The 14358-nt window shown below is 60.7% G+C and carries 15 protein-coding genes and 3 pseudogenes; 13 read left to right on the top strand and 5 right to left on the bottom strand.

Going from position 1 to position 14358, the window contains the following annotated elements:
• Nucleotides 1-5 precede the first annotated feature (5 nt).
• A complete protein-coding gene (locus ACOYW2_RS26540; protein ID WP_482768516.1) occupies nt 6-218 on the bottom strand; it encodes a hypothetical protein in 213 nt (70 codons plus the stop codon).
• Between the two features lie 197 nt (nt 219-415).
• Nucleotides 416-1108 (bottom strand): histidine phosphatase family protein, encoded by a 693-nt coding sequence (locus ACOYW2_RS26535; protein WP_482768515.1) that lies wholly within the window; start codon nt 1106-1108, stop codon nt 416-418.
• A 263-nt stretch (nt 1109-1371) separates the two neighbouring features.
• Here ACOYW2_RS26535 and ACOYW2_RS26530 point away from each other — a divergent pair, with 263 nt between their 5' ends.
• Complete coding sequence (locus ACOYW2_RS26530) at nt 1372-2136, top strand: electron transfer flavoprotein subunit beta/FixA family protein (protein ID WP_482768514.1); 765 nt, start codon at nt 1372-1374, stop codon at nt 2134-2136.
• Nucleotides 2137-2274: 138 nt separating this feature from the next.
• A complete protein-coding gene (locus tag ACOYW2_RS26525) occupies nt 2275-3225 on the top strand; it encodes an electron transfer flavoprotein subunit alpha/FixB family protein (protein WP_482768513.1) in 951 nt (316 codons plus the stop codon).
• Between the two features lie 73 nt (nt 3226-3298).
• Here the strand turns inward: ACOYW2_RS26525 and rnfB are convergent, their stop codons facing one another.
• Nucleotides 3299-4273 carry an RnfABCDGE type electron transport complex subunit B gene (rnfB, locus tag ACOYW2_RS26520; protein WP_482768512.1) on the bottom strand — a complete coding sequence of 325 codons (975 nt, stop codon included), beginning with the start codon at nt 4271-4273 and terminating at the stop codon, nt 3299-3301.
• An 875-nt stretch (nt 4274-5148) separates the two neighbouring features.
• On the opposite strand from rnfB, the gene ACOYW2_RS26515 reads away from it, so the two are divergent.
• The 11 genes and pseudogenes from ACOYW2_RS26515 (at nt 5149) to ACOYW2_RS26465 (ending at nt 12971) form a co-directional block, all read left to right on the top strand.
• Nucleotides 5149-5592, top strand: coding sequence for a SoxR reducing system RseC family protein (locus ACOYW2_RS26515; RefSeq protein ID WP_180138684.1), 444 nt, complete (start codon nt 5149-5151; stop codon nt 5590-5592).
• Nucleotides 5593-6324: 732 nt separating this feature from the next.
• On the top strand, nt 6325-6705 hold the full coding sequence (locus tag ACOYW2_RS26510) for a cytochrome c3 family protein (protein ID WP_180138682.1): 381 nt from the start codon (nt 6325-6327) through the stop codon (nt 6703-6705).
• 297 nt (nt 6706-7002) lie between these two features.
• A complete protein-coding gene (locus tag ACOYW2_RS26505; RefSeq protein ID WP_482768511.1) occupies nt 7003-8115 on the top strand; it encodes a 4Fe-4S dicluster domain-containing protein in 1113 nt (370 codons plus the stop codon).
• 42 nt (nt 8116-8157) lie between these two features.
• Nucleotides 8158-9096 carry an RnfABCDGE type electron transport complex subunit D gene (locus ACOYW2_RS26500; RefSeq protein ID WP_482423844.1) on the top strand — a complete coding sequence of 313 codons (939 nt, stop codon included), beginning with the start codon at nt 8158-8160 and terminating at the stop codon, nt 9094-9096.
• A gap of 1 nt (nt 9097) precedes the next feature.
• Nucleotides 9098-9694 (top strand): RnfABCDGE type electron transport complex subunit G, encoded by a 597-nt coding sequence (locus ACOYW2_RS26495; protein WP_482768510.1) that lies wholly within the window; start codon nt 9098-9100, stop codon nt 9692-9694.
• Nucleotides 9694-9798: pseudogene (locus tag ACOYW2_RS26490) on the top strand (Rnf-Nqr domain containing protein); the annotation flags it as partial. The gene ACOYW2_RS26495 and the pseudogene ACOYW2_RS26490, both read left to right, overlap by 1 nt.
• Before the next feature lie 86 nt (nt 9799-9884).
• Nucleotides 9885-9932, top strand: a pseudogene (locus ACOYW2_RS26485) (hypothetical protein); the annotation flags it as partial.
• Between the two features lie 77 nt (nt 9933-10009).
• Nucleotides 10010-10291: an Rnf-Nqr domain containing protein gene (locus tag ACOYW2_RS26480; protein WP_482771090.1), complete on the top strand. Its 282-nt coding sequence runs from the start codon at nt 10010-10012 to the stop codon at nt 10289-10291.
• Between the two features lie 18 nt (nt 10292-10309).
• Entirely contained in the window at nt 10310-10918 is a 609-nt protein-coding gene (locus ACOYW2_RS26475; RefSeq protein ID WP_482768509.1) for an electron transport complex protein RnfA, read from the top strand.
• Nucleotides 10919-11206: 288 nt separating this feature from the next.
• Nucleotides 11207-11983: pseudogene (locus ACOYW2_RS26470) on the top strand (serine/threonine-protein kinase); the annotation flags it as partial.
• 361 nt (nt 11984-12344) lie between these two features.
• Nucleotides 12345-12971, top strand: coding sequence for an SUMF1/EgtB/PvdO family nonheme iron enzyme (locus ACOYW2_RS26465; RefSeq protein ID WP_482768508.1), 627 nt, complete (start codon nt 12345-12347; stop codon nt 12969-12971).
• A gap of 32 nt (nt 12972-13003) precedes the next feature.
• Here the strand turns inward: ACOYW2_RS26465 and ACOYW2_RS26460 are convergent, their stop codons facing one another.
• Both ACOYW2_RS26460 and ACOYW2_RS26455 read right to left on the bottom strand, forming a co-directional pair.
• Nucleotides 13004-13510: a hypothetical protein gene (locus ACOYW2_RS26460; RefSeq protein ID WP_482771089.1), complete on the bottom strand. Its 507-nt coding sequence runs from the start codon at nt 13508-13510 to the stop codon at nt 13004-13006.
• A gap of 5 nt (nt 13511-13515) precedes the next feature.
• The gene (locus ACOYW2_RS26455; protein ID WP_482768507.1) at nt 13516-14199 is read right to left on the bottom strand and encodes a hypothetical protein; all 684 of its coding nucleotides are present in this window, start codon (nt 14197-14199) and stop codon (nt 13516-13518) included.
• Nucleotides 14200-14358 lie beyond the last annotated feature (159 nt).

Raw genomic sequence — 14358 nt, 5'->3', positions numbered from 1 at the left:
CGTGTTCAACCAAGAGAGCCCCATGCCCCCGCACTCCACAGGAAAGTGGGCGCAGACACCATCTGCCGGACCATGGCCTGCTTCTCCCGAATCTTCGGCAGCATGTCGTTAAAGTCATGCACGAGGTACTCCGGCTCCATGGGAATCAGCTCCCGATCCACAAACTCGTTGATCATCGAGACGATGGTCTCAATGCGTTCCGATACGCCAAAATCCATGACGGTCTCCTCGATTTAGAGTTTAGCCTGATTTATAAAACCGGGTTTGACAAACAGGTCTTAAGCAAGCCTTTCCAGGCTCCGCCGAAATAATTTCCACTTTTTCACATTAGGAAAATTTTTTGCGGAGCTTTTTTTCATAAAAGCGCCCCCCCGGAGGCAAGCTGAATAGTTGCCTGAATAGCAGCGCCAAATCTTTATCTATACGTCACCCACTCCCGGCCCAGAAGGGCCAGATGGGCGGACACGTTGGCGCTCATGAGACGTATCCCTCGTTTGCCGACACGCAGGGTGGAATACCCCCCGTTTACAAGCTCCCATGAAAGGATCATGGACTCCGACGGCGACAGGTTGAGGGCACCCCCCAGGGCCATGGCAATGGCACCGCCCGACGAAAAGACAGCGACGGTTTCCCGGGGGGCAAGGCCTGCTGCAAGGCCCTTGAGGCCGGAGCGAACACGCCCGGCAAACGCGCCAAAGGACTCCACCCCCGAAGGCAGGGGCATGCCGCCCATCCAGAGAGAGAGGGCCTCTTCAAAAAACGGCTGAAAGGTATGGTTGGAGAAACGGGCTTCAAGGGCCTCTGTCAGATGGGGATGGCTTCGGGCAATGAGGGGATGGGCAGCCTCAATGATGCCCATGTGGTCGTATTCGTTAAAATCAGAACAAACCGCCACATCCCGGGGCGTATTCATCACGGACAGGGCCAGGGCCGCGGAGGCCTGCTGGCGCTTCGGCTCTCCTGCCACCACCCGGTCAAAGGAGACCTTGCAGGCGCTGAAGTGGTCCCCCACCGCTTTGGCCTGGGCTTTTCCCAGGTCGGTGAGGCTGTCATAGCGCTGGCTTCCAAAGGCGGCCTGCCCGTGCCGTATGAAAATGATTCGGGCCATGTCCGTATCCCCTTCGTTCAGGTGAGATGACCGGTCGCGGAGATGTGCCAGTGAGGAAAGGCTGGCCCGCGACCGGCCACACGGATCATCGACAGCCCCTGCCTGGCGCTGCCGTGGTATCGCTGCTGAATCACACTCTAAAAAGGCCGACGCCAACCTGTCAAGAAAAAAAGAACGAGCGCTCGCTTTTTTTGTTGAAACCCTTTTCCCCCCACGCTACAGTAACCATGTACCCACGAAACCGGAAAAAAGGGGGAGGCCCCATGCACATCGCTGTGCTCATCAAGCAGGTCCACAACACCGGTTCCACACAGCTCCAGCCGGACCCGGAGGCATCACCCGAGGACTTTCGCATCAACCGCCTGGACGAACACGCACTGGAAGAGGCCCTGCGCATCAAAGAGTCCGGGAGAGGGGTCACGCTTACCCTGGTCTCCGTGGGCCCCGACCGGGTCACCGACGCCCTGAGGCGAGGACTCGGCATGGGGGCCGATAAAGCCATCCAGATCAAGGCAGACATTGAACCCCTCTGTGCCACGAAAACGGCCGCGGCCCTGTTCCCGGTCCTTGACGACCTCAGGCCCGATCTCATCCTCTGCGGGGCCATGAGCGAAGACCTCATGCAGGGCATGACCGGCCCAGCCCTTGCCGCCATGCTGGGCATCCCCCACACCTGCCAGGTCGTGGAAGAGCTCCGCATCACAGAATCCCCCCGCACCCTGGAGGTCACCCGGGACGCCGGGGCAGGCATGCGGCAGGTGGTAAGCCTGCCCTTTCCCTGCCTTGTCACCGTGCAACAGGGGTTCAACACCCCACGCTACCCCAACATTACCCACATGATCAAAGCGCGCAGCCAGCCCATTGAGTGCCGAAGTGTGCCCCCGGCAGCCCCAACGGTCACGACCCCGGTCACCGGCACCTCCCCGCCGGTGCAAAGGGGCCGTGGCCTCCGCATCAAGGGATCACCGGAAGAGCAGGCCGCACATTTCATCGCCTATCTCAAGGAACGCCAGGTGTTGCCAGAATAAAAAAAGCAGACCTCCGGCGGTGAGGTGAGCCACCTCGAAAGCATATTGCCGTTGCGCTTTGTCCCTCGTTCCTCGGGCCAAAGCGCAACGGCCTATAACCTATAACCTATTTCCTATTATCTACTTTATCCTGACATCATGATCGCACTTATCATCGACATCTCCGGCACTCATCTGCCCGCCGTCGCCATGGAGCTGGCAGCCCTGGCCCTGCGACTGAACAAAACCGAAACATCCGGCATCATGGCCGTGGTGTGCGGAAAAGAGGCGGCCCTTGGCGCCCGCCGGTTTGCCGAAGCCTCGGGAGTAGACACCCTGGGGTTGGTGTGTGACCCGGAAGCCCATCCTGCCGCGGACATGGTAACGGCCCTCAGGGCGGTGCTCCCCGCACAAGGGCTCCGGCATCTCCTGTTGCCCCACACGCCCTGGTCCATGGAAGTGGCCCCGGTCCTGGCTGTGGGTTTGGGGCTCCCCACGGTTCCCTGTGTGACGGGATACGACACGGAAACGGCGACCTTTTTTCGCAGCGCCGGATCAGGCACCTCCCTTCTGCACGTCAAGGCCCCCGCTGGCGGGGTGATCACCTTGCAGGCCGGGGCGCTCTCCCCTGCTCCGGACGCCGATGTTCCGGGGCGTGTCACTGTCCGCCCTTTGGCTGTGGCCCCGGGTCCGATCCGCATCCGATCCTCATCGGCTCAGGAAAGAGGAAACGCAGACCTGTCCGGCGCCCGGGTGGTGGTCTCCGTGGGCCGGGGCATCGGCTCACAGGAGAACCTGTCCCTGTTCCGCCGCTTTGCAGAGGCCCTGCCCGGCGCCGCCACAGGGTGCTCCCGCCCCCTTGTGGACATGGGCTGGATGCCCTACCCCTGCCAGGTGGGGATCACAGGCACCGCCATCACCGCGGATCTCTACATCGCCCTGGGCATCTCCGGCTCCACCCAGCACCTTGCAGGCATTCCCCGGAGCACCACCGTGATCTCGGTGAACCGCGACCCGGATGCGGCCATCCACGCCGTCAGCGACCTTATCGTTGAGGCCGATCTCCGTCCCTTCATGGAGGCGACCCTGGCGCTTTTAGCGACAAAATAAAAAAGGGGCACCGACCCTAAGGTCGGTGCCCCTTTATTTCATGCACAATGTGGTGCGCTCACCCTGATTAGAATCAGGCTTCGGCTTCTGCCGCTTCCTTCTTCTCCTCTTTGGGTGCGTCTGCTTCGGGAGTCTCTGCTTTGGACGCCTCAGCCGCTTTTTCAGGTGCGGCCTCGGTGGCCTTGGGCTCGGCCTTCTCTTCAAGCTCGGTCATCTTTCCGGTGAGGAACTTGATGGGTGCGCCGTAGCCGGGGGCGATAACCCCGGGCTTGCACTGGACCTGGAGACAGGGTGCGTCTTCACAGAACTGACACTTGTCGTAATCGATCTCGCAGAGGTTATCCACCACCTTCATGGCGTCATGGGGACAGGCCTTGACGCAGAGACGGCAGCCGATGCAGCCCACGTTGCAGACCTTTTTGGTCTGGCCGCCCTTCTGGCGGTTCTGGCAGCCGATGACGCTGACGGCGTTGTCGGGGACCAGGACCATGATGTCCCTGGGGCAGGCCGTAACGCAGAGGCCGCATCCCACGCAATTGTCCACGTTTACCTTGGGCACGTTGAGCTCGCCGATGACAAGGGCGTCAAAGGGACAGGCGCGTACGCAGTTCCCCAGGCCAAGGCAGCCGTATTCGCAGCCTTTTTCACCGGCAAAGAGGTTGGCCGCGGCTTCGCAGTCGTTTAAGCCGTTGTAGATATATTTGGTGGTGCTGTTGGTTTCGGGACACCCCTTGCAGCGGGCCACGGCCTTTACAGGCTTGATCTCCGCAGCTTTTTTTCCGGTGAGCGCGGCAATTTTCTGGGCCACCTCGTTGCCACCGGGCGTACAGAGGTCAGGGCGCACTTCCGGGTCTTCCACCACGGCTTCGGCGTACTGTCCGCACCCGGCATAGCCGCAGTTGGCGCAGTTACCCGCAGGGAGGATGTCGGCGACCTCATCAATAAGAGGGTTGGTCTCGACGGCAAGTTTTTTGTCGGCAAGGGCAAGCAGAAGGCCGATGGCAGCTCCCAGCCCACAAAGTACCAGTAAAGGAATCACAATGGTCATAACTACCCCATAGAAGGATATTAGGTGTTGGTTCCGGCAACCCCGGGGTCGCCTTGTATCACCCGCCACACAGTCTTGATAAACGTGTCACACGTCGATGAGCCGACGGGTCGTCCCGACCTCGGTAAGCCATGAGGTCGAGGTCACTTTACAGCCGGTTTCCAAAAATGTAAATACCCGACTTTTCACAACGATACCATTTTAGCAAAATGGTGACCCGGATAAAATGTGCCGACACATGGAATGGCCCCGTTGCCATACGTCCTGTGGCTCCACCGGGGACATGCCCTGCATCGGGCTTTTCCGGCCACCCCTTTCCATAACGGGCAAAGCCCCGTCTTTGTCCATTACTTCTTACAAAAATTATGCCACTTTTTCAAATGCATCTTTTTTCCATTGTTCCCCCGGACACCGCGCAACAACGCCAAATGTCTCCCCTTCCGAGCGTGCAACCCACCTGTTTTCCAAAAATCCGTACACAGGCCCGTCCCCATCCGTTATTTCGGACACGCTTCAGTCCCCAAGGCCCCCGTCCCCCCTTGAAATCATGGGACAATTTTTTCCCACCCACTATGGCACGCATGTTGTAATGTTTCTCTCCTGCCTGCATTGGCATCGGACCCGCATCGTCCCGGCCCCTTGTTCTGAGACTGGAAACCATCCCCCCGTTTTTCACTCTCTTGACCCGTTTGGCCGCTGTCGACGATGCGGGTTCCTCATTTTCGGATGCCTTAGCCCCGATTCCCCTGCCCCAATCAGCCCCCTCCGGTGCCACGGTTACCGGACCTTTGATTTTTATGCGGGCATCTTATATGGTGCCATGTGCCCCTGCGGAAAAATGCGGGGATGGACCCAATCACCTTGAAGGACACACCATGAGACAAGAAGAAGGCATCGTCATCAAAACAGCATCCCACGGCCGCGCCTGGGTGGAAACCGTCCGCACCTCCGCCTGCGAGGGCTGTGCCTCCAAGGGATCCTGCCATGCCTCGGGAAAATCCATGGAGGTGTGCGCCATCAACGACGCCGGAGCCCACATCGGAGACCGGGTCCTCGTCTCCATCGGCACCGGCACCCTCATCAAGATGTCCCTTCTGGCCTATATCTTTCCGGTATTTGCCCTCATGGCAGGAGCGGCCGCCGGAAACACCCTGGGCCCGGCCCACGGAATGAACCCCTCCCTTGCCGCCGGTATCGGTGGATTCGGAGCCCTGGCCGTCTCCTTTGTCATCATCCGTTTCTTTGAGGGGAAGATTGCCCGGGGGGACTCCTACACCCCACGCATTACTCGCATTCTTCCCGGAGCGCCCCTGGCCTGACAACGGTCCTATCACGCAACCAACGTCCCTTCAGGGGAACCTTTTTTCAAGACGGCTCTCCTCTTTTTTCCGGAATTGCTCCTGTAAATGAGACCTTTTTTGTCCTGATTTACGGAGGCAAGCCATTGTCAATCGCAGCTTTCCGCTCCTCCGAAACAAAAAATCCCCCTCCCGTTGTCAAATTGCCAACCACTACACCGGATACGAATGTTTTCTGGTTAAGTTATTGCGATTAATTGCTTGATAATTTTTCACCTGGCCCAAGGGTGTGCCCGGTTTCATCATAGATTCACGAGGATTTACCGGAACGGCCAAAGACGGGATTTCTCAGGCACGTGGAGTACACGGGACAGTTACCCTGATTTTATCTCGGGCGTGCCGCCCCGGACAAAGGTGTCATCACATGAAGGGGGTATAGTCGGGGACCCGGTAGATCAAAGCAGCATCATCCGCACACGGCGACTTCACCGGTCACGATACGTGACGCCGGTCAGCTGTCCGGTCGCTGTTTTCATGGACGCCCACGGTCCTTACCGCTTGACGCTGCCGTGAGAAACACACTCACTATTTAACCACCCAGGACTTAAGTTGGAAGAAGGGATGCAACACCCGTCGACACGCCGGAGGGTTTTGCACATGGGCGCCGGGCCTCGGCTCGCCCATGGCCGGAAAACCAAGGGCTCGCGTCTTCCGCCCAAGGCCTGCAAGGATGAGAGAGGAAGTTGACTTAGGATGCGCCCAGAAAACGAGAGGAAACTGGCCGTCATACTGGGATTGGTTCTGCTGGCGACAGCGGCGCTGTGCTACACGGTGCTGAAGCCTGACGCGCCGGAAGAACCGGTTCGTATGCTCTTCAAGGGAAGCGCGGGGGATGTGCTTTTTACCCACCAGATCCATGTCAATGAGTACGACACGGACTGCGCTTCATGCCATCACAACCTGGATGACGGTGATGAAGAGTACAACTGCAGCGAATGCCATGAACCCGGCGCGTCGGAAGACGACGATGTGATGGGTCGAACCGACGCCATACACGCCCAGTGTATCGGTTGTCATGAAGAGATGGGGGCAGGTCCCGCCGAATGTGCGGAATGCCATGCCACGCCAAAGTAACGGGCCTATTCGTCATGAGATGACGCCACCGCCCACGCCTTGACGACCCCCTTGCCGGCGCCTGAAAGGCCATGGGCCCGACCCATGGGAACGTTCCGGGCGGCTGGACTCATCACCAAAACACCATCACAACACAGGGACTGAGACTACTACAATGATACGACGATCGTTTTTCGGCTACCTGGCGGCAAAACTGCCCTACGAGACGGTGCAGGGCGGACTTCCCGACCCCGTGGACACCGGTCTCCCCGGGGAAGTCACCCTCCAGATTGGGGTTCAGTGTCACAGAAAAGCCTCGTGGATAAAAAGAAAACCATCCTGAAAAAAGGGGTGGAGGTTCAACGGGGAGCCCTCTACGGACTGTTTGATGAAGAAAAGCACGACCTGACCGCGCCGGTCTCCGGCACCGTCGGCAGCGTGGAAACCCGCACCGGCAACTACGGACGGCACTTCGCCCTGGTGAACATCGCCACCAGCGAAGAAGGAGAGCCTTCTCCGGCCTTTTCCGAGGCCCTGGACCAGGACGCCAAAGGCGAAACAAGCCTTGCCTTTCTGTCCCACCTTCCCGGACGCCCGCCCTTTGCCCGGCTCGGAAGCGACAGCATCCACACCGTGATCCTGAGCGCCCTGGAAAAGGACCTCTTCACCAACGTCAACCAATACGCCCTCCAGGCCCGCAAGGCCGACTTCAAGCGCGGCGCGGACTTCATCAAGGAGCTGGCCCCCAAGGCCCGCGTGGTCCTGGTTCTTCCCCAGTACCTGGAGGCCGAAGCCGGAGACACCGGCTGCGAGACCGTGGGGGTGAAAAACCTCTACCCCAACGGCAACCCCCTCCTGCTGGCCAAGCGCCTGTCCGGCACCCCGGTGGAGGCGGGCAAAACCCTGGAAGAGGCCGGCTTTCTCTTCTTCAGCGCCGAGTCTGTGGCGGCCGCCGGAAAGGCCCTTCGCACCCGAAGCCTTCCCCAGGAAAAGCTCGTCAGCCTCACCCTTAAGGACAAGCAGACCAAGCTGGTCAATGCCCGCATCGGCACCCCCATCTCCCGGATCTTCGAGGCGGTGGGCGAGACCCTTGTGAAGCGTGACCACCTCATCGTGGGCGGCCCCCTCACCGGCATGTCGGTCTACACCCCGGACTTCCCCGTGGACCCGGACACCGACGCCATCCTCTGCTACGGCCCGGAAAACATGCCGCGCCTCACCGACACCTACTGCATCAACTGCGGCAAGTGTGTGCGTGTCTGCCCGGCCAACATCCCGGTCAACCTTCTTATCCGCGTGCTGGAAAACGGCCTCTACGAAGAGGCGGTGGAAAAGTACGATCTCGACGCCTGTGTGGAGTGCGGCCTCTGCAGCTTCATCTGCGTGGCCAAGATGCCTGTGCTTCACATCATGCTGGCGCGGCCTCCATGAAGTGTGTGAAACGGGAGGCTCACGATAGACAATTAGACCAAACTGATTGTATCCCACGCGCCCTTCTACCGGGACGCCTGCACCGTCATGAAGCGCAGCTACCTCATCATGGCTGCTGCCCTTGTGGCCCTGATCCCCGGCTGGGTCATGTTCGGCGCCCCTGCCCTGGGTGTTTCCGCCCTGGCCGTGGCTTCGGCCATCTTCTGGGAGCTGACCGCCAACACCCTCATGAAGCAGCAGCCCACCGTCGGTGACGGCAACGCAGCCATGGTGGGCCTCATCCTCTCCATGCTGCTGCCCGCAACCGCCCCGTGGTGGATGGTCATCACCGGCACCTTTGTGGCCATCATCATGGGCAAGGTGGCCTTCGGCGGCATCGGGGGCAACCCCTTCTGCCCGCCGGCCCTTTCGGCGGCGGTCCTCACCGTGTCCTGGCCCTCCCTCATGAACTTCAACGGCATGCTCGTGGATTACGACATGATGTGGACCATGGTGGATCCCCTCATCAACGTGAAGTTCTTCGGCGCGGGCATGGCCGAGCTCTACCCCCCCATGGAACTCCTCATGGGCCACCAGGCCGGTGGCATCGGAGCGGTCTGCGGAGCCGGGCTCATTGCCGGCGGCATCTTCCTGATGATCCGCGGCATCAACCGATGGGAGATCTCTCTCTCCTTTCTGGCGGGCGTCTTTATCAGCGCCTGGCTGTTCAGCATGAGCAACCCGGACCTTTACGCAGGACCCGTCTTCCACCTCCTCAGCGGTTACACGCTGGTGGCCGCCTTCTTCCTGGCCACGGAAGACGCCTCCTCTCCGGTAAACGTCGTCCCCATGCTCATCTACGGCTTCGGGGGCGGGGTGCTCACCGTGCTGATCAGAAACAAAGGGGCCTGGGTGGATGGTGCCCTGTTTGCCGTGCTTCTCATGAACCTGGCAAACCCCATCCTCGACATGATCCGACCGAAAGCATTGGGAAAGGTGTAACATGAACGATATGTTTAAGATGGTACTGGTTCTCGCCGTCCTCACCTCCGTCTCGGGCGGGGTGCTGGCCGGGGTCCGAACCCTGACGATGGACCGCATCGAGTACCAGCAACTCAAATTTCAAAAGGAACCGGTCATTCGAACCATCCTGGCGGATGCGGACAATGACCCCATGGCCGATCGTTTCAAGGTCAAAGACGGCGAAGTGTCCCACACCATCTTCCCCGCCAAGATCGGCGATCAGAACATCGTAACCCTCGAAGCCTTCGGCAAGGGGTTCTCCGGCCCCGTGGGGCTGCTGGTGGCCTTTGACATCGACAACGACACCATCGTCGGCAGCGGGGTTACCATCTACAGCAACCCCGGGTTTCGGCTGGCGGAGGACCCCTCGCTGGTCGCCCAGTTCGAAGGAACCGGCATCGACCAGACCGCCTCGGTGAGCAAGGACGGCGGCGACATCGACGCCATCTCCGGCGCCACCATCACCAGCCGTGCCGTGTGCGTGGCCGTCAACGAAGCAGGCGCCCTCTACACGCGCCTGAAGCCGGAGCTGGTAAAACGCATGGACAACCTCGCGTCTGAAGGAGGGAGCAACTGATGGCCAAGTCATTATCCCAGGAGTTCGTCAAGGGTCTCTGGGAAGAGATCCCCCCATTTCGCCTGGTGCTGGGCCTCTGCCCGGTCCTGGCCGTCACCCGGTCCGTGGAGAACGGCATCGGCATGGGCATCGCCACCACCTTCGTGCTGGTCTACTCCGACCCTGCTGATCTCCATCTGGGAACAGCTTCATCCCCTCAAAGATCCGCATCGCCTGCTTCATCACCATCGTCGCCACCTTCGTGACCGTGGTGGAGTTTCTCATGCAGGCCTTTGCCTACCCCCTTCTACCTGAAGCTGGGGATCGCCCTCGTCGATACCGTGCCGCTGGGCTCGTTACTGGGCCGCGCGCCGAAGCCTTTGCCTGCCGACGAATGTCGCCCACTCCCTGGCCGACGGCCTGGGCATCGGCCTGGGATTCACCCTCTCCCTGGCTGTGTTGGGTACCTTCCGCGAAGTGCTCGGTGCAGGGACCTTTCTGGGGCACAGCGTTTTCGGAGACGCCTTCCAGCCCTTCACCTTCATGGTTGAGGCCCCCGGCGCGTTCATCGGGCTGGGCATTCTCCTCTGCCTCATGAACATCGCATCGTCGAAATAGAAAGGAGGGCGAGACACCATGACCGAATACATTTTGCTGGCCATCAGCTGTATCTTCGTCAACAACATCATGCTCACCCAGAACCTGGGGGCCTGCCCCTTCCTGGGAACCTCCAAGAGCATGGACACCGCCGTGGGCATGAGCATGGCCGTCATCTTCGTTCTCGTGATGGCGGGTATCACCACCTGGACGGTGGAAGCGGCGATTTTGAAGCCCCTGGACCTTCAGTTCTTAAGGACCGTGGCCTTCATCCTCATCATCGCCTCCCTGGTGCAGTTCGTGGAGATGTTCCTTAAAAAGAGCATGCCCTCCCTGTACGCGGGCCTCGGCATCTTTTTGCCCCTTATTACCACCAACTGTGCGGTAATCGGGGTGTACCCCTTCATCAACATCAACGAAGAGTACACCTTCATGCAGGCCCTGATCTCTTCGTTCTGCTACGCCACAGGCTTCGGCCTGGCCCTGGTCCTTTTTGCAGGGGTCCGGGAGCGTGGGGTGGCTGACCAAGTACCGCCCCTTGCGGGACACCTCCATCGGCCTCATCACCGCAGGCTACCGTGCCCTGGCCTTCTTCGGCTTCAAGGGCGTCAGGGGACGCCGATCTACCCTGAGGCGAGATCTGTCTAAACACGAAAAAGGGCGGCCCGTTACAGGGGCCGCCTTTTTTGTCTCCGGTGGCGCTTTTTGAAAAAAGCACACAAAAACTTCCCGGGAATTAAAACACGTCCCTTAGGATTACCTGCGGGGCTGAAGGGACGTGCCTTGGTAAGCGAAAAAATGAAACCTGTTTCTCAAACGTTTCAAAAATTTTGCCCCCGGCAGGGCCGCCGGGGGCAAAATCTAAATGCGTTTGCCCTGTTCCAAAACCCTTGACCCGCAGCACCTATTCTGACAACGTGTTACCGTAAAGCACACATGTGTTTTCCAAGGCACCCCTTTCACAGCCCCTCAAAGACCGACCAAGAGACCCTGACCATGACAAACACACCGTCCCAGGACACCCCCAATCTCCCCATCGGCACGGTCATCCACGACAAGTGGATCGTCCTCGAGTTTGTCGCCAAAGGCGGCATGGGCGAGGTGTACAGGGCCCATCAGGTCAACCTCAAACGCGACGTGGCCATCAAGGTCATCTCCAGGGAGTGGCTCCTCTCGTTCCAGGGGGACGATGAAGAGCTGGATACGGCCCTTAAGCGCTTCAGGCGGGAGGTGGAAGCCATGGCCTCCATCCGGCACCCCTGCGTCATCCAGGTCTATGACCACGGCCTCTTTACACCGCCGGACGGCAAGGAGGCCTTGGAATTCATCGCCATGGAGTTTGTGCCCGGGGCCACCCTGCGGGACACCATGACGGAAAGCGGTTTCGACCCGGAAGACGAATCGGCGGCCCGGTGGATCCGACACACCTTTCTGCCCCTTCTGGAAGGGGTGGAGGCCATACATGCCGGGGGCATCGTCCACAGGGACCTGAAGCCCGAAAACATCCTCATGGACGGGGCCACCCCGAAGATCTCCGATTTCGGCCTGGCCCGCTCGGGAAAGTGGCAGGGCCTCACCCACACCATGGATATGCTGGGCACCCTGCAGTACATGTCTCCGGAGCACATGGCCGATGTCCGCCGGACCACCCACCTGTCCGATGTTTACGCCCTGGGCAAAATCCTCTTTGAGGCCATGGCCGGGCCCGAAGCCTTAAGGTCCCTCACCTTCAAACAGGCAGGGCTCCCGTCCCCGGAGTCCCCCTTTTTTGAAGAGATCCACCGGATCATCGCCTCGGCCACGGCCGAGGCCCCGGAAGAGCGCACCGCCACGGTGGCGGAGCTGAGCAGCAGGCTCACAGGGGCCCTCTCCCTCACGGGCAGCCCGGCCACGGCTTCACCGAAAAAAACGGTGCCCGCCCTATACAGATGGGCCATCCTCTGCCTTGTTGCGCTGCTGTGTGCCATCCTTGTGTCTGGCACTTCTCCGGCCCGGAACCGGCGAATCACCTGGCGGCGGAACGCCCGGCGAGCCTCCGGGGGGCCAGCCCCTCCTGGCGGAGAACAACACCACCATGTTTCGCATCAGCCCGCCCCGGGCCGAAGAGGGAGCCCCGGCCCCCTTTTACATGTCGGAAACCCAGGTCACCAATCTCCAGTTCATCGCCTTTTTGAACCAGCAGCCCAGGGCACGGGTCACCGTGGACGGCAACCGGGTCATGGGAGACGGCAGGCTCTGGATGCTCATGAAAAAACAGCATCTCCCCCCGCCTCCGGGGACGTCCGACCACCAGGCCCCCATTACCTTTAAAAAGGGACAGTTTGTTCTGGTAAGCGGAGACAGCGCCGCCTGCCCCGTGGTCAACATCTCGGGATACGCGGCCCTTGCCTATGCCGAGTTCTACGACAAGGCCCTTCCCACCTTGGACCAGTGGGAGACGGCAGCAGCGGTGCCTCCGGCCGACGATACCACACCGGAGCGCCTCCCCTTTCCCTTCCCCGTGCTTGTCTTTAAGCCCAACACCTTCGGCATCCGAGGCGTGGGTACACCGGTGATGACCGAGTGGGTCCTGGCCGAAGGGGACGTGGCCGCTGAGCCCGTCCTTGCACGCCCCGCCATGCACCCCAAAGCCAACGGAAACGATACCTTCCCCGACGTGGGCTTCAGGCTGGTGGCCCCGGCAACACCGGCCAGCGATTAGTCTAAGACCCGACGTATCAAAAAGGCAAAAGCCTAAATGCGTTGGCCTTTCCTTTTTGTGTAGAGACTGCTCACCACCACGATAAGACAGGCCCAGGCTATAAAACGCCCCCAGATTGGTGAGAGGCTGGGATCCCGCAACACCCCGGGAAGCCGGGTAAGATCCCGGCAGAGGCCTGCGGCAGAAGGAAACAAAAGAAGAGCGAAAAAAGCGGAAAAAAACAGATTTCGATACAGGGTTCCAAGAAAAGAGCGCCCCGCGCCCAGGGCATGGACCAGAGGCAAGAAAGCGTCCTCCGGGGCGCCATGGGGTGGGTTGTCCTGGTCCACAGCCAGGTCGGCTTCCGCCATGGCCGGAGCGTCTTCCGGGCCGTCCCCCACCACGCAGAGATATTTTCCCCGGCCACGCAGGGCAGCCACGGCCCCGCCCTTCTCCCCGGCAGGCAAATCGGCCAGCACCCCGTCCATGCCCAGTTGCGTAGCCAGGACACCGGCGGAGGCGGCAGGTGCCCCGGTCAGAAACAGCACGGTGAGCCCCATCTGTTTCAAGGAGGCCACCGCGGCCTCGGCCATGTCCATGGGGTCGGAACGGCAGAATCGCGAACCGTTTTTTCGGATGCCACCACCAGGGTGGTGTTCCCGTCGGCTTCCAGGGCGTCCAGCACCTCCCCTTCGTGGTGAAAGCAGACCCCGTGGGACACCAGCCAGCTGGCCTTGCCCACCCGGACGATCCGGCCGTCCACCACCGCCTCCACCCCTTCGCCGTGGGGTTTAAAATCGGTTCCCCGGCTTCGGAAGTTACCCACCCGCTCGGCGTACAGCGCAACGGCCTTTGCCAGGGGGTGCTCTGAATCTGCTTCCGCTGCATCGGCAAGGCGCACCAGCCGGGATTCGGTCTCACCGTTCATGGGCACCGCATGGATCACCCGGGGCCGCCCCCGGGTCAGCATTCGGCTGCTGGAGAAAACCACCGTGTCGACCCGGCCGAACTGCGCCAGCGTCCCAGGTTGCCTTTCCCACAGAACTCCGGTTGGGCCTTTTCGCCAAACGGCCACGGGTAGGGCCAGCCCCACGACACAGGGAAGGGCAAGCATGAGCACCATGGCTCCGCGCCCCAGGGAAAACGCAGACATCCCGATGGCGGAAACCCACGCCCCGCAGGTCACCACCGCAGCAAGGGCCAGGACGGCAACCAGCAGCAGCGCCGCCCGACTCGCAGCTCCGGGCATGGCAGCCCCACATCCTTTATTCACATGTTCCGAGCCACTGCCAGCGACACGTCCGTTGCCGTGCCCCACCATGCCTGGTGCCCTCATCTCTGCTTCGCCCATCTTACCCCATCCGTCCTTATATAAAAAAACACCCGCTACACACCGGGCACGGCGACA

The organism is Desulfoluna sp. CLI2B, from assembly GCF_056847375.1.
Note: the sequence above shows the minus strand (reverse complement) of the source record. Positions and strands in the feature narration are given on the sequence as shown.

What these genes read in the sequence shown, in the direction of transcription:
- ACOYW2_RS26535 (WP_482768515.1), bottom strand. Translation starts at nt 1,108, where the DNA reads ATGGCCCGAATCATTTTCATACGGCACGGGCAGGCCGCCTTTGGAAGC.
- ACOYW2_RS26460 (WP_482771089.1), bottom strand. Translation starts at nt 13,510, where the DNA reads ATGGGGCTCACCGTGCTGTTTCTGACCGGGGCACCTGCCGCCTCCGCC.
- ACOYW2_RS26525 (WP_482768513.1), top strand. Translation starts at nt 2,275, where the DNA reads ATGATCGCACTTATCATCGACATCTCCGGCACTCATCTGCCCGCCGTC.
- ACOYW2_RS26465 (WP_482768508.1), top strand. Translation starts at nt 12,345, where the DNA reads ATGTTTCGCATCAGCCCGCCCCGGGCCGAAGAGGGAGCCCCGGCCCCC.
- ACOYW2_RS26530 (WP_482768514.1), top strand. Translation starts at nt 1,372, where the DNA reads ATGCACATCGCTGTGCTCATCAAGCAGGTCCACAACACCGGTTCCACA.
- ACOYW2_RS26475 (WP_482768509.1), top strand. Translation starts at nt 10,310, where the DNA reads ATGACCGAATACATTTTGCTGGCCATCAGCTGTATCTTCGTCAACAAC.
- ACOYW2_RS26495 (WP_482768510.1), top strand. Translation starts at nt 9,098, where the DNA reads ATGAACGATATGTTTAAGATGGTACTGGTTCTCGCCGTCCTCACCTCC.
- ACOYW2_RS26540 (WP_482768516.1), bottom strand. Translation starts at nt 218, where the DNA reads ATGGATTTTGGCGTATCGGAACGCATTGAGACCATCGTCTCGATGATC.
- ACOYW2_RS26455 (WP_482768507.1), bottom strand. Translation starts at nt 14,199, where the DNA reads ATGCCCGGAGCTGCGAGTCGGGCGGCGCTGCTGCTGGTTGCCGTCCTG.
- ACOYW2_RS26510 (WP_180138682.1), top strand. Translation starts at nt 6,325, where the DNA reads ATGCGCCCAGAAAACGAGAGGAAACTGGCCGTCATACTGGGATTGGTT.
- ACOYW2_RS26515 (WP_180138684.1), top strand. Translation starts at nt 5,149, where the DNA reads ATGAGACAAGAAGAAGGCATCGTCATCAAAACAGCATCCCACGGCCGC.
- rnfB (WP_482768512.1), bottom strand. Translation starts at nt 4,273, where the DNA reads ATGACCATTGTGATTCCTTTACTGGTACTTTGTGGGCTGGGAGCTGCC.